At 38.1% G+C, this 14,644-nt stretch carries 15 protein-coding genes and 1 tRNA gene (1 of these 16 only partly in view); 7 read left to right on the forward strand and 9 right to left on the reverse strand.

What is annotated here, in order from left to right; translation table 11 throughout:
• Positions 1-201 precede the first annotated feature (201 nt).
• Together dapB and QEN48_RS03820 are read left to right on the forward strand one after the other, a co-directional pair.
• The gene (gene dapB, locus QEN48_RS03815; protein WP_280109079.1) at positions 202-1,092 is read left to right on the forward strand and encodes a 4-hydroxy-tetrahydrodipicolinate reductase; all 891 of its coding nucleotides are present in this window, start codon (positions 202-204) and stop codon (positions 1,090-1,092) included.
• Positions 1,077-1,580 (forward strand): hypothetical protein, encoded by a 504-nt coding sequence (locus tag QEN48_RS03820; RefSeq protein ID WP_280109080.1) that lies wholly within the window; start codon positions 1,077-1,079, stop codon positions 1,578-1,580. The genes dapB and QEN48_RS03820 overlap by 16 nt, the downstream gene beginning before the upstream one ends.
• 255 nt (positions 1,581-1,835) lie before the next feature.
• Here QEN48_RS03820 and tfe read toward each other — a convergent pair whose 3' ends face one another.
• The 4 genes from tfe to QEN48_RS03840 form a co-directional block, all read right to left on the reverse strand.
• On the reverse strand, positions 1,836-2,348 hold the full coding sequence (tfe, locus tag QEN48_RS03825; RefSeq protein WP_280109081.1) for a transcription factor E: 513 nt from the start codon (positions 2,346-2,348) through the stop codon (positions 1,836-1,838).
• A 490-nt stretch (positions 2,349-2,838) separates the two neighbouring features.
• A complete protein-coding gene (locus tag QEN48_RS03830; RefSeq protein WP_280109082.1) occupies positions 2,839-3,354 on the reverse strand; it encodes a tRNA (cytidine(56)-2'-O)-methyltransferase in 516 nt (171 codons plus the stop codon).
• 13 nt (positions 3,355-3,367) lie between these two features.
• Positions 3,368-4,123 (reverse strand): MarR family transcriptional regulator, encoded by a 756-nt coding sequence (locus QEN48_RS03835; protein ID WP_280109083.1) that lies wholly within the window; start codon positions 4,121-4,123, stop codon positions 3,368-3,370.
• A 54-nt stretch (positions 4,124-4,177) separates the two neighbouring features.
• Complete coding sequence (locus tag QEN48_RS03840) at positions 4,178-4,669, reverse strand: ArsR family transcriptional regulator (protein ID WP_280109084.1); 492 nt, start codon at positions 4,667-4,669, stop codon at positions 4,178-4,180.
• A 257-nt stretch (positions 4,670-4,926) separates the two neighbouring features.
• Between QEN48_RS03840 and QEN48_RS03845 the strand changes: the two genes are divergently transcribed.
• Positions 4,927-4,998 (forward strand) — tRNA-His (locus QEN48_RS03845).
• Positions 4,999-5,263: 265 nt separating this feature from the next.
• Here the strand turns inward: QEN48_RS03845 and QEN48_RS03850 are convergent.
• Genes QEN48_RS03850 through QEN48_RS03860 form a run of 3 tightly spaced genes read right to left on the reverse strand, consistent with a single transcriptional unit; the run spans position 5,264 to position 7,012 of the window.
• Positions 5,264-5,398: a hypothetical protein gene (locus QEN48_RS03850; RefSeq protein WP_280109085.1), complete on the reverse strand. Its 135-nt coding sequence runs from the start codon at positions 5,396-5,398 to the stop codon at positions 5,264-5,266.
• 21 nt (positions 5,399-5,419) lie between these two features.
• Positions 5,420-6,583, reverse strand: coding sequence for a tRNA uracil 4-sulfurtransferase ThiI (gene thiI / locus QEN48_RS03855; RefSeq protein WP_280109086.1), 1,164 nt, complete (start codon positions 6,581-6,583; stop codon positions 5,420-5,422).
• A gap of 48 nt (positions 6,584-6,631) precedes the next feature.
• The gene (locus tag QEN48_RS03860; protein ID WP_280109087.1) at positions 6,632-7,012 is read right to left on the reverse strand and encodes a DNA polymerase ligase N-terminal domain-containing protein; all 381 of its coding nucleotides are present in this window, start codon (positions 7,010-7,012) and stop codon (positions 6,632-6,634) included.
• A gap of 383 nt (positions 7,013-7,395) precedes the next feature.
• Between QEN48_RS03860 and mtnP the strand changes: the two genes are divergently transcribed.
• The 4 genes from mtnP (at position 7,396) to QEN48_RS03880 (ending at position 12,630) form a co-directional block, all read left to right on the forward strand.
• Positions 7,396-8,244: an S-methyl-5'-thioadenosine phosphorylase gene (mtnP, locus tag QEN48_RS03865; RefSeq protein WP_280107585.1), complete on the forward strand. Its 849-nt coding sequence runs from the start codon at positions 7,396-7,398 to the stop codon at positions 8,242-8,244.
• 63 nt (positions 8,245-8,307) lie between these two features.
• Positions 8,308-9,606 (forward strand): amidohydrolase, encoded by a 1,299-nt coding sequence (locus QEN48_RS03870; protein WP_280107586.1) that lies wholly within the window; start codon positions 8,308-8,310, stop codon positions 9,604-9,606.
• A 5-nt stretch (positions 9,607-9,611) separates the two neighbouring features.
• Complete coding sequence (locus tag QEN48_RS03875; protein ID WP_280107587.1) at positions 9,612-10,838, forward strand: adenosylhomocysteinase; 1,227 nt, start codon at positions 9,612-9,614, stop codon at positions 10,836-10,838.
• Positions 10,839-10,986: 148 nt separating this feature from the next.
• A complete protein-coding gene (locus QEN48_RS03880) occupies positions 10,987-12,630 on the forward strand; it encodes an NAD-binding protein (protein ID WP_280107588.1) in 1,644 nt (547 codons plus the stop codon).
• A 127-nt stretch (positions 12,631-12,757) separates the two neighbouring features.
• Here QEN48_RS03880 and QEN48_RS03885 read toward each other — a convergent pair whose 3' ends face one another.
• A complete protein-coding gene (locus QEN48_RS03885) occupies positions 12,758-13,837 on the reverse strand; it encodes a glycosyltransferase (protein WP_280107589.1) in 1,080 nt (359 codons plus the stop codon).
• A protein-coding gene (locus tag QEN48_RS03890; protein ID WP_280107590.1) for a glycosyltransferase family 4 protein crosses the window boundary here: on the reverse strand, positions 13,834-14,644 show its 3' portion. Its footprint extends 188 nt past the window's final position; only the last 811 of its 999 coding nucleotides appear in the window; its start codon lies off the right edge, out of view; it ends in the stop codon at positions 13,834-13,836. The genes QEN48_RS03885 and QEN48_RS03890 overlap by 4 nt, the downstream gene beginning before the upstream one ends.

Genomic DNA, 14,644 nt, shown 5'->3' on the forward strand with positions numbered 1-14,644 from the left:
ATAACACCAACGAACAATAAACTCAATAAACCAAATTAAATACCTATAAATAAATAGATACCCAAACGTAAATCAACTGTAACACAAAGTACGATAAAATTCACAAAGACAACCGAAATAAAGAGAAGCAGAGATAAGAAGAGTAGTTCATCAAACATACTATTTAGGACACGGACATATCAAACTTCAAGGTGATTAAATTTGAAGATTGCAGTTACCGGTTGTCTGGGAAACATGGGTTCTAGAATTGCAGAAGCAGTTATTGAGAGTGAGGATGAAGTAGTTTTTGCAGTTGAAGCCCCCGACCATGAAGATATAGGTAAAGATTTAGGAGAAACCCTTGGGTTTGGAGAAATCGATGTCCAGATCTCATCGGCAGCCGATTTTAAAGAACTACTTGTTTCAGAGAAACCAGATGTAGTAATCGATTTCACAATGCCACAAGCAACCCTCGGTTTTGTTGAGGATTGCATTGACGTAGGTATAAACATCGTTGTTGGTACAACAGGTTTCACAGACGAAGTTAAGGAAGCAATGCTTGGAGACATACAAGAAAGCGATATATCTGCTATAATATCACCAAACTATTCAGTCGGCGTAAACGTTTTCTGGAAACTGGTTTCAATGGCCGCAAGAACATTAAACTATGACGCAGAGATAGTTGAAGTTCACCACAACCAGAAAGTTGATTCACCAAGTGGGACAGCAATGAAAACAGCAGAAATAATAAAAGAAATGCGTGGAGAAGGTGAGTTTGTATATGGTAGAAGCGGCGTACACGAAAGAGAGAAAAACGAAATAGGCGTTCACAGTGTTCGAGCCGGAGATGTAGTTGGAGACCACACAGTATATTTCAGTGGAACAAAAGCAGGTGAAAGAATAGAAATAACCCACAGAGCCCATGACAGACAGGCATTTGTACAGGGAGCCCTGATGGCAGCAAAATATCTCTTAGACCAACCACCAGGCCTATACAGCATGGACGACATACTTGGTTTTGGACAACAAAAAGGAATAGAAGAAGAAGTAGAGAAACCCAGAAGATGTAAAAAAGGTGGAAGGCCAGGTTTTGGAGGATGTGGAAGAAAGTAGAATCATATTTCGAGAGCTACCCAGCTCAAAAAAAAGTAATGCAACTCCTCTTAAAAAGAGGCTTCAGAATAGACAAAGACGGCAAAATACGTTCAGGAAACATAAGAATCCCTAAAGCACAGATAGCCAAAGAAGCAGACGTAGACCGTAAAGCAGTTGACGCAACAATCAAAAGAATAAAAAACAACGAATTCCTAAAAGACATATTCTACAACCTAAAATCAATGACATTACTAGAAGAAGTAGCCCCAAAACTAGGATTAGGAATAACAATCATCACACCAACAGACGCCGCAAAAAAAGGAATACTTGGTGATGTTGCAGCAACAATATCAAAAAAACAAATAAGCATTTACCAAGCAATAGCAGACGACCCCAACCTAACCGACAACCCCAAACTAACAATAATAACAGAAAAAAGAATCCCAGGAACAACAATAGATGAATTAAGAAAAATAAAGGGAGTAAAAAAAGTAACAATCTCCTAAACCAGACAAAATAGCTATATCTACAGATCACGAGGGAGAGTACCTTGGGGCTAAACCTCGAGCCAGTTCACTTAATGAATGGAGAGATTGCGTGATAGCTAAAGCCCCACAAAAGAGGAAAAAGGGTTTTTTCATCTTGTTTAGTACCCCCGCTTTAAATCCCCTGTCTTTTATTTTGAAGGAAATTTAGTTGGAGGAAGGGGGTTTTATCTTGATTCAGGGCTAAGACCTCTTCTCTTTAGGGAGAGGAGGATGTCACTCTTTAAGTCTTTTTATCTCGTTTTTAATCTCTTCTATAATCTCTTCGTTTTCGTGATGCATTAATCCTTCACCACACTCTGGACATTTGAAGTTTATATCGGTTGCTTCTTCAAAAGTGAGTTTTACGTGGTTTTCAGGACATAAATAGAAGACGTTTTCTTCTTCAAAAATAAGTCTTTGTTCTAGTTCTTCTATTATCTGGTCTTTCCTTTTTTTCATCACGTTTTCCGCATTGTCTAAATCAAGTTTCCAAGTATAGGTTATCCATCCAGTGTTTGAGTTTCTACTTCTTGTATACTCGGCCAAACCATTTTGATACAGTTGATAAAGTATCCTTCGGACATCATTGAGCTCAAGCTCAACGTCTTCAGCCAACTCTTCATCTACCGCCGTACCTTTTTCCTGCAGCTCTCGAACCACTTGAAGAGCTTCCTCACCAGACACTTGCTTTATAAAATCTCTAATCGAAGGATCTTCCAGTTTATTATTACCATCAGAACTTGACAAAATAACACCACTTAACCAATTTTTAAACAATTTATTTTACTTTATTTAGAACAGGAGGCCTAAACCATTATAAAACCGTTATTGAACGACATATTGAATAGACATATATTTGGATTGTTTCTGTGGATTATATCTATTGAAACAGTTTTTTTCATAACTTTTTGTCTTGATCGAATTCAATTCTTGATCGAATTCAATATATTTAGTTAAACAACGCCAACAAGTTAGCTAACTTACCTCTCTTTATTTATGTGTGTTCAGGCATCTTAAATTCTTCTATTATAAAGGTTGTGAACTGTCTCGGGGTTTAGTTCCGAGGTTTTTTCCCGTGGATTAACTGTTGAATACTCCAGTTCCATCATCGACCGTATCGGCTGGGACGGTGGAGTGGGTCAACGGATGGGTTGTCCACAGGCCCCGATGCTGACCGTTGCAACTCTCCCTCCTCCTCTGTAGAGATATTATTGGAAGGCAAAGCTGGTATAACAGATTAATCGAGGTACTCTACCTTTTTACCGTTTTTGGATGGGATAACTTTGACTTCTCCATCAAAATCTTGGTTAGGTTGATAACCATCGTGTATTCTATCTAAAAGGATTGATAAGGCCGCTATCTCGGAGTGTGGTTGGTTAGTAACTGATAGGTTATAGTCGGCTTCATTGTAGACTTGGCCGGGTACTTTCTCAGCACCTACAACGATCAATATGTCATCGGTTATTGATTGGAGACTACTTGATTTATTTTTTAACCTCTCTCCATACATAGTTAGGTGTATTATTGTCCCGCTCCACTCTTTCAATGTTTTATGCCAATTAACATCGATTTCAACGGTAAATTTTCCTCCAAAACGTTTGGAGACGTCATCTATACTTTCCTTTACCTTTCGGTCATTAGAGGTTAAAAACATTCCGTCAGCGCCAAACGCCCTACCAACCAAACCAACATGTGTGGTGATTCTCTGGTCTCTTTGAGGCCTATGCCCCATTCTAAGAATCTTGATAGTCATAAGAACCCCAAAATCAATCGTTATCTAAAACGGTGTATTCGATGTTTGACTCCTCTAAGGATTCAAGTAGTTCCTGAACTTCATTATGGCTGCAGAAAACAAAAACACTTAATCCATGGGAAGCTGCGTGAACAACCCCGTTTTTAGCTCCAAAAAACAAGTCAGGCTCTCCATTATTTTTACGCATCGCAACAAGACCTGGTAAACCGATTGCAGCGGTTAAATCGATTTGTTCTCCAACTTTAACTTCATACCCTATGTCGGAACCACCTTCTTGTTTAGGCGGAACTTTAACAACAATAACCTCTCCAGGATCCATATCTATTATTCCAGAGATATCCTTAACGTTAACCTCATCTCCCTTACTGGCGTTTGATGTTGCGATACCTCTGGCGGAACCTTCTCCAGAACAACCGGCTTTCAACAACCCACCATCCATATAGAGATTTACTTCCATTCCTTCTTCAATCTCTGTAGCGGCAATAGCTGTGAAGTATGGAATCTTATTCAACACATTCTTCTGAACATCTTTATAGAAACTTTTAACAGACTCGGATTGATCTATTATTTTCTGAACTCCCTCCATTGTAACATAATACCCTTCCTCACCCTCCTTAATCAATCCATCTTCTTTAAGGGTCTTTATGCTTTCAGAAACAGCTTGGGGAGTTATTCCAAACTTCCTAGCTATGTTCGTCTGTTTCACACCAGGCTGGTTCCTAGCCACTTCTACAAGAATCTTAAGTTTGGTATCAATAACGTCATCCATCTTATCCATCTTCAGTTTTAATCAATAATTAAACATTTAAATATTTGATGGATTTTATTTCCTCTCAATCTTGTTACCACGTATGTAGACGGAGTCACTACGTCTAGCCATCGCCCTAACAAGAACTTCACTTTGATCAAGTTTCTCAGAGAGATCAGAGATAAATTCACTACCATTCTCAATCATGCCTTCAAGCGCTTCTTGATCCTTTTCAAAAAACTCATCAGAAAGCATCGATATATGAAGTATCTCTATAATCTCCTTCAAATCACACTCAAAATTAGCCTTGAACCTTGAATATGAGGTTTCGTATTCTTTAACCGGGCTACCATTGTTCATACTCCAATTAGACTTCACAAGCCCAATCGAGTTAAGGAGATCCAACATTTCCTCAGCCTCTTGACCATACTTTTCCTCCAATTCGGCTTGCGAAACATTACCATCATAGACCTTCCTAAATATCTCCGTATACCGATCGTTCTTAAAAACGTGGAGAAGAGGAACCAAGTCAGCCGGATCATTAATAATCTTGGTATTACTACTCATAAATACACCAATTCAGATTAAACAAAATCACTGTTAACTACTATTATGGTTACTCAAAATTAAAGTTTACTGTTATTCTTTAGATAAAAAGAAAACACCGCATAGTTAAAAAAACAATCACTACAAAAACTTAAATAACCACCAAGGCCATAAATACTTCGGATTGCTTGACGGAAATAATCGTGGGAGATAATGTCGATATCCACCAAGACTATATTAACTTTCGAGAAAGTTACTTATTAACTGTTTTTTTTGTGGCCGGGGTAGGGTAGTGGCTATCCTGTAGCCCTGTGGAGGCTACGATCCGGGTTCGATTCTCGGTCCCGGCCCTCATAAACCAAACAACAACCATTTTTAGTGATAAAAGGATTCAGTCTAAATTCTAGAAGTTTTAGAGAAAAAACATTTTATCTTGATTAAGGCCTTAAGACCTCTCTTCTTTATGGGAGGGATGTCACGTAAGTGTACTATTAATTATGTCTATCGAGGGTTGGGGGTCTTATCATGGCTCTCTATTGGTAGTGTTTATAGTTTTGGTATGGAAAGAGATGGATGAGTTGGGGGGGGTTTCTTCTCTTTAGGTTGGGTGGGAGGTCAGATTTTAAGCCAGCTTCCGTCTTCATGTGGGTCTGGGCATGGCCAATCTTCGTCTGGCTCTTTGCAGTTACATTTTCTCTTAATTTTTTTACGAGTGGTTTCTTTTTTTGTTTTTTTGTTTTTTTGTTTCATTTTTTTGCTCCAGAAATGGTTTTAGGGCGTTAAGGTTTGTTTTTTGGTTGTTTCTTCGATTATTTGTTCAATGTGTTTGTTTATATTCATTTGGTTTTCTAGTTTTTTTATTTCATTTATGTTTGAGATTGTACTGACTTTATTTGGTAGTATTGGGCAGTCGCCAACGTCTTTTTTTGATTCTTTGTATAGGCCTAGTCTTATTGAGATTTGTTGTGTCTGTGTTTTGTCGAATCCGGTTAATGGTCTGTAGACAGGTAGTTTTGTGGATTCATCTAGTGTCATGAGGTTGTCTAGTGTTTGTGATGCTACTTGGCCTATGCTTTCTCCGGTAACTATTCCTTTAGCTTTTGTTTTTTTAGATATTTTTTCTGCAGCTTTGTACATTGCTCTTTTGCAGATTATGCATGTTTTTTTTCCAGCATTATTTTTTATTTCGTTGTATATGTCTTCAAAATCTATTTGGATGTATTTAATGCCGTTTGGTGTGTATCTAGATAGTTTTTTAGCCACCTTAACAGCTCTTTTGTTTTCTCTTTTATCTCCATATCTTCCTTTGTCTATGTAAAGGGCTATTGGTTCACAACCTCTCTTTATCATTAGGGATGTTGCGACTGGACTGTCTATTCCTCCGGAGAAAAGGGAGACAACTTTGCCTTGCACTCCATATGGAAGGCCTCCTAGACCTCTGTAGGTATCGATGAATATGTATGTAGTTTCGTTTCGAACTTCGATGTTGACGGTGAAATCTGGGTTGTCTAGATCAACTGTTGAGTTATATTTTTTTCTTAAGTGGTTTCCGACTGTATTCTCTAGGTCTTGGCTTGTGAAATTATGGTCTCCAATTCGTCTTGCGTTGACTGCAAAACTAACCTTATCTTTTAGGTGTTTTTCACCAATATTGATTGAGGTCTCTATTATTTTATCTATATCTGTGGGAACTGTTATGCATGGACTGTATGAAACTATTCCTGATACGTATGAAAGTGCTTCTAAACTCTCTTGGATATTATCTGTTTCTAGAAAAATACGTCCTCTTGGACTTCTTAATTTATATTCACTTATACCATTTTGTTTCAGTGATTTAATTATATGAGACTTTAGTTTCTCAATCAATTGCCTGCGAACATAACTACTTTTAAGAGCGATCTCACCATACCGAATCAATATTAAATCCCATTTCATCTAACTACCTCTTAATGCTCCATGGATTTAGAACTAACAACTATTTATTTATTTTTTCTTGAAAAAAAGCCAGTTTTCTGGGTTTTCTTCAGGTTTAAACCGAATTAAAACATACTTACTGTCTAATTTATCTCCATTGATATCTATCACTATCTCATTTTTCTCCCACTTAATTGGTTGATAACTGCCTCTGTCCCACAAAACAACTTCACCCGCACCATAATTTCCTTCCTCTATCTCTCCCTCATAAAACGCATAATCAATATCATGGTCTTCAGTCTCTATGGCCAGTCTTTTGACTCCTGGGTCTTTTGAAGGGCCTTTTGGAATAGCCCAACTTTTCAATACACCATCCCTTTCAAGCCTTAGGTCATAATGCAAGGTTGAAGCGTCATGTTTTTGTATAGAATAAATCAAGTCTTCCGACATCTAAATCCCCTTAATGAAAACATCAAGCTTCAATTTAGAAGTAATTTGCTACAACCAATATTAGCTTAACCAATTGGAGATAATTTATTAATTGACCTCTGGCTCTCCATAAGGATAAAAGGACCCTAGCCCTGAGTTAGTATAAATCAGTTTTGGTTCGTTTAACATCCTAAGAATGATAAATAACTAAGGGCAATAACTTTAATCAGGATTGTAATGTTTCGGAGAGTTTGTGTTTTTGTGGTGAAATGAAGTATTGTTGTTGGGTTTTTTGGGACTGGTTGTTCGGTGGAGATATTTTTTAGGTCTCTTGGTTCATTTAGTTAGATTATGAGCGATGTGTTTATGTTTGATAGGTTTTTTTGTAGTTTTGGTGGTTTTGTATGAATAGGATTGGTATTATCGGTGGAAGTGGGATTTATGACCCTAGTTTGTTTGAAGATGTTGTTGAAAAAAAGGTTGAAACGCCTTTTGGCGCTCCTTCAAGTGAGCCCTTAGTTGGGTATATTGGTGACCGAGAGGTAGTTTTTATTCCTCGTCATGGTGAGGGACATAGGTATAGTCCCAGTGAAGTTAACTATAGGGCCAATATCTATGCATTGAAGAAGCTTGGTGTTGATAGGATAATTGGTGCTAACGCTGTGGGGAGTTTAAAGGAGGATGTTGAGCCTCTTGACATAGTTTTACCTGATCAGGTTTTTGATAGAACTAAAAAACGGGAGAGCAGTTTTTTTGGCGATGGCGTAGTTGCGCATGTTGGTTTCGCCGACCCTTTTTGTCAACAACTTTCTAACTATATAGCTGATGTAGCTAGGGATGATTATTCAGTTGTAGAGGGCGGGACCTATGTAACTATAGAGGGCCCTATGTTCTCGACAAGAGCAGAATCCAATTTTTATAGAAACCAGGGATTTGACATTATTGGTATGACTGCTGTTCCAGAAGCAAAGTTAGCTAGAGAGGCAGAGATGTGTTACTCGATAATAGCGACAGTAACAGATTATGATGTCTGGCATGAAGAAGAGGAAGTAACTATGGAGTTGGTTGTTGAAAGAATGCAGCGAAACGAAAACGCCATCAAGGACATAATCTCAAAAGTGGTTCCAGAGATACCAATGAAGCGAGATTGCATCTGTAAAACCGCTCTTGAGAACACAGTGGCTACAAACCCCGAAAACATACCTAAGGAGAGAAAGAAAGAACTAGACCTATTGATAGGTAAATACCTATGACTCCATTTCCTGAAACGAAGTGGTTGTACTTGTTTGTAGGAATCAATTATCTCTGTGGTTTATATGGAAGTTGATTTAATACTTAAAGATGGGGTTGTTGTACCGGTAACAAAACCTCCTTTTCAGGGCTCGATAGCTATAAAAGATGGAGTTATTGTAGATATCGGCGAGAATAATTCAATCATAGATGAGTATGTAGGCAAGGTTATCGAGCTTGATGGATCGATCGTTATACCTGGACTCATCAACACACATACCCATCTAGCTATGACGTTGTTTAGAGGTGTTGCCGATGACTTACCACTTGATGTCTGGCTGGAAGATTATATCTGGCCGCTGGAAAACCTTCTTGAACCAAGACATGTATATGCTGGCTCGATGCTTGGATGTCTTGAAATGATAAAAAATGGAGTTACGTTTTTCGCAGACATGTATGTCGAGCAGAAAGAGGTTGCTAAAGCAGTTGACCAATCTGGTATGCGTGCAGCTCTTTCCTTCGGTTTGGTAACTATAAACAAAGATGAAGAAGGAGTTAAAGAAGAACTCAGAGAAGGCATGAAGGTATATAATGAGTTGGATGGAGCGGCAGATGGCCGGATAATAACTACTTATGGCCCCCACTCACCCACTACTTGTTCTAAAGAATTCCTTGAGGAAGTTCGGGAAACTGCTGGAGATTCATTGATACAGATACATCTTGCTGAAACCAAGAAGGAGGTTCTTAGATCTAAGGAGTTATATGGTATGTCCCCAACGGAATTACTTCATGAAGTGGGGTTGTTGAATAAAAACACAGTGTGTGCCCACGCGGTCCATTTAACTGAGAAGGACATAGATTTGATTGCTAATTCTGGAGCAATAGTTTCACACAACCCTACAAGCAACATGAAACTTGCTTCAGGTATAGCACCAATTCCAGAGTTATTAAGTAAAGATGTATCGATAGCTCTAGGAACAGATGGTGCGGCTTCAAACAACTCCCTAGACCTTTTTAGTGAGATGAAGTTAGCTGCATTGCTTCATAAATCCAGTAAGATGGATCCGACAACCGTTCCTGCAGAAGAAGCACTTAAAATGGCAACAATTAATGGAGCAAAGGCATTCGGTTTGGAAGACAGTTTAGGATCAATAGAAGTAGGGAAGAAAGCCGATCTTGTAATAATTGATTCCGAATCACCAGGGATGACACCAAGACATAATGTTATTTCAAACCTGGTTTACTCCACAACAAACCGAGATGTAGAAACTGTAATAATCGATGGAGATATAGTTATGATAAATGACGAGATACAGAGTTTAGATGAAGAAAACGTGATTAAGAATGCAGATAGAATGAGTAAAGATCTAATTAATAAGAAGTGAGAAAGATGGATGGAGAACGAAAAATCAAGTGGGCAAGAGACCACATGCCGGTTATGAAGAAAATACGGAGAGAAATGTCAATAAAAAAACCACTAGAGGGAAAGACAGTCGGAATGGCACTACACGTCGAACCTAAAACAGCAGTTTTAGTAGAAACACTTAGAGACCTAGGCGCCAACGTATACATAACCGGCTGCAACCCATTAAGCACACAAGACGATGTCTCAAAAGCACTAGACAAACAAAAAGGAATAACCAGCTACGCAAAACATGGAGTAGATCGAAAAGAATACTACAAAGCAATCGACAACGTAATAGACCAAAAACCAGACATAACCGTCGATGATGGAGGCGACCTCGTATTCAGAATACACAAAAAATACCCCGAACTCATAGAAAAAATCCAGGGAGGCACCGAAGAAACAACAACAGGAGTACATCGATTAAAATCAATGGCCAAACAAAAACAACTAAAATACCCAGTCATAGCAGTAAACGACACACCAATGAAAAGACATTTCGACAACATACATGGAACAGGTGAATCAACAATATCCGCAATAACAGCAACAACAAACATACAGATATCTGGAAAACAAGCAGTAGTAGCCGGATATGGATATTGTGGACGTGGAGTAGCCCGAAAACTAGATGGAATGGGAGCCAGAGTAATAGTAACCGAAACAAACCCAAACAAAGCCCTTGAAGCAGTAATGGATGGCTTCGAAGTACAGAAAATGAATAAAGCCATACAGAAAGCAGACCTACTAATAACAACAACAGGAAACCGAGACGTAGTCCGTAAAAAACACCTAAAAAAAGTTAAAGACGGAGCATTACTCGCAAACTCAGGCCACTTCAACGTAGAAATCGACTTAGATGCCGCAGAAGAACTGGCCACCGAAACAAATGAAACAATAGAGGGAGTCGTAGAATACAGACTACCAAACAACCAAAAATTCTACATAATAGCAGAAGGAAGACTCGTAAACCTAGCAGCACCACAAGGACTCGGACACCCAATAGAAGTAATGGACCTCAGCTTCGCAATCCAAGCACTATCCGTACAATACATAAACCAAAACAAAAACCTAAAACCCAAAGTCCACAACGTCCCAACCAACATAGACAAAAAAGTCGCAGAAAACAAACTAGAAAGCATGAACATAGAAATAGACCAACTAACAGAAAAACAAAAAAAATACCTCAACTCATGGGAAACAGGAACATAACAAAACCAAAACCAAACCCCAATAACCCAGAAAAAAACAATGCAAATAACCAAAAACCCAGAAAGAAATATCACTCCAAACCAACCCGACGCCGAAACAACTAATACTGGTAATTAAATAAACGATATAAACACTTTGAGGTAAACCGATGAAATGGTGGCTTAAAAGAATAGGAAAGGCCTTTATTGGCGCAACTGCTTTAATCTTAGTTTATTCATACCTCTATCAATGGGGAATGTTTTATTTCGAGGGTCAAGAACGAACATTCTATCAATCATTACAGATTGTAGTAGAGATATTAACAACAGCTGGGTTTGGTGGAGACACAGAGCACTGGACAACGCTTGGAATGAACACAATCGTAGTAACAATGAACCTAACCGCTGTACTCCTTGTATTTGTCGGTTTACCGTTATTTGTAGTACCTATATTCAAAAGAGCATTCCAAAGAAAAATACCACGTTCAAGCGACCTAACAGACCACGTCATAATATGCAGCCACTCACCAAGCGACGAAATATTAACAGAAGAACTAAGAGACTCAGATATCCCATACCTCTTTATGGACAAAAACCAAGAGACAGTTGAAAAACTACTGGACATGGGTCATGACGCCATCGTTGGAAACCCAGAAGAAGTAGAAGCTTTAAAAGCAGCAAACGCCCAAAAAGCCCGGGCAATCGTCACCGACGTAAGCGACGCAACCAACCCAACGATAATACTCTCAGCTAAAAAAGCCAATCCACGAATACGAGTAATCAGCATGACAAGAGAAGAAGGAGAAGAAAGATACCACATGTTGGCAGGAGCTGACTACGTAGTAAAATCAAGAAAAGTATTAGGAGAAAGCCTAGCAAACAGGGCACTAGCATCTGTAGCAGAAAAATTCAGTGAAGCAATAACAGTAGACACAGACATAAAGATAGCTGAACTACTCGTAGAAGAAGAAAGCCCCTTAATCGGCCAGAAAATAAAAGACATAGATGACTTTAAAGACAAAGAAATCACGATAATCGGTCTATGGACAGGCGGCAAATTCATAGTATCACCAGAACCTGAAACAAAAATAAAAGAAAACGCGATACTCCTAGTGGCAACACCAACCCTATATTTCGGAAACCTAGAAGTACGTCAAATCAAAAGTTATCACGACAAATCAAAAAAAGTACTAGTATGTGGATATGGAACAGTTGGACCCTCCACAGTGCGAACACTAGAGCAAGCAGGCCTTGAAGTACAAACAATCGACATAAAACCAGGAGAAAACATCGACATAGTCGGAGACGTAACAGATGTAAAGACATTCAAAAAAATCGATTTAAAAGACATGAGGTCAGTCATACTAACACTAGACAACGACCCATCATCCGTCTACGCAACACTAGTAATAAAACACGAAGCACCAGATGTGGAGATAATAGCAAGAGCAAACAGCCCAGAAACGGTATGGAAACTTTATAACGCTGGAGCCGACTTTGTACTGTCACTCCCAGTAGTAGCCGGCGAAATAATAGCATCATTATTAATAGAAGACCGAACCATACTAACACCAAGAACAAAACTCGAGTTCGCAAGAATAGAGACACAGGGACTTGAAGGCAAAACAATGAAAGAACTAGACATAAGAAAAAAAACAGGAGCAACAGTAGTAGCAATAGAAAGAAAAGACAAATTACTAACAAAAATAGACGGAGAATTCACACTAAAAAAAGAAGACACAATGATATCAGTTGGAGAAAACAGAAACATACGTAAACTACATAAATTAATCGAAAAACAAAAAACCAATTAAAACACTAACAAATAAGAGTCTAGATACTCAATCAACTCAATAGAGAGATCTAAAATATTTTTAGGAATATAGATTTCAATAAATATTTTTTCTATATAAAAGAGATATAGAGTTTTTATTTTACTTTTTATTCGTTTTCTCGATAAAGTTCAATGATTTCTTCACTCATTTTTTCTGAAGAATATTTCGAGGCATGAGATATGCATTTGTCCTTTAGTTCGTTTTTTTGATTAACACAATATCTGATTTTCTCTTCCAACATATCTATATCACTGGGGTTGTAATGGAAACCATTTTCTCCATCAATAACACTGTTTTTAAGACCTTTGGTATTAGCTGCTACAACAGGTGTTCCACAAGCATTAGCTTCCAAGGCAACCAATCCCTGTGTCTCCCCGGTTGAAGGAAATATGAAGGCATCAAGTGTGGAATAAAAATGTGGGAGTTTTATTCGCGGTAAGAAATCGTAGAAAACGACGTTGGATAGTTTTTTAGCCATCTCTTCATATCGCTGTCGATAAGGACCTTCTCCAACTATCACGACTTTATATTCTTTTAATTTTTCTGCAACTTTTATTAGGTCCTCAATGTTTTTTTCCTTACTATGTCTACCACTGTAACCAATAATTGGGCCTTCGAATTCGAGGCATTTTTCTTGTTTAGGATTGAAGAACTCTAGGTCCACACCGTTAGGAACTACTTTTAAGTTTTCCACACCTTTCTGGGCCATTTCTTTTTTTATTTCAATTGAAGGGACTGTTACTGTTTCGGCCGAGTTTAGAAATCTTTTTTCCCAACCTCTATAGATATACTTTAGAAAACGTTTTATGGGATTGAATCTTGTTATGTAATCTACATAATATTCAGGACATGTATGAACAGTGCTTATGTGGGGGGCTTCTTTTTTCCTTGCGATGTAAGCACCTAAACCCCCTAGTGAGAACTGTGTGTGCGTATGGACAACATCAACCTCTCCTAAACGTTTTGAGATACTTTCTGGGAAACCAACTCTATAGCCTTTGTAGAATGGTAATGGAATTGATTTTATTCCGATTTCACTTTCAGCACCATTATACTTACTTGATTCAGGAAAAACCACCTTTACATCAATATCTCTTTTTTTAAATTCCCGTTTAAGGAGAGATATGGAGTATGTGACCCCATTAATCTGTGGAAAGTAACTGTCTGTAAATAAAGCAACCTTCATTTAGAGTTCAAGACCTCCTTATAAATTTTAATCAATTTCTCACCAGTATTCTCAAGTGAATGGCGGTTCGCTAGTTCCAACCCATTTGAAACCAATCTGTCTCTCAAATCCTTGTTTCGGGCAATTGAATCAATATGTTTTTTAAACTCCTGTTCACTCTCGCCCTTTAGACACTCAGTTTTATCTCTACAATACTTGAATCCCGGTATATCTCTTAAGATTAATGGACGTTCACATGCAGCTGCTTCTAGGACAACTAGACCTTGGTTTTCATTATAGCTTGGAAGAAAGAATATATCTCCTGCTGAATAAGCTCCTACAACATTATCAACTTTACCGGTGAACTTGACGTTATCTGGAGGGTTCTCTATCAACTTACGTATTGATTTTTTCTGAAGTTTTCTTAATGGCCCAAACCAAACAAAACTATATTCAGGCAATGTTTTAGCAACTTCAATGAAAGTTTCAACACCCTTTCTCTCAAATGGTGAGCCAACAGCAAATACAACAGTACCGGTTAAACCATATCTATCCCTATACTCTTTTCTCAATTTTTTATTAAAACTATATTTTTCGAGATCCACTCCATTTGAAACGACTATAGGGTTATTTACATTATATTCAAATAGTTTTTGTTTCGTGTATTTTGAAGGACATAGAACAACATCTCCCTTGGTGTAATAGAAACCTAGATATTTCTTTAGAGGTATCGAAACCAAATCACTAAACATAAAACTCCCTTTAAAATCTTCACCAGTTGTATGGGAGTGTAGAACAACTGGTTTATTTTTTCTTTTAGCTCTAAAA

The sequence above is a fragment of the Methanonatronarchaeum sp. AMET-Sl genome (assembly GCF_029854155.1).
GTDB lineage: Archaea > Halobacteriota > Methanonatronarchaeia > Methanonatronarchaeales > Methanonatronarchaeaceae > Methanonatronarchaeum.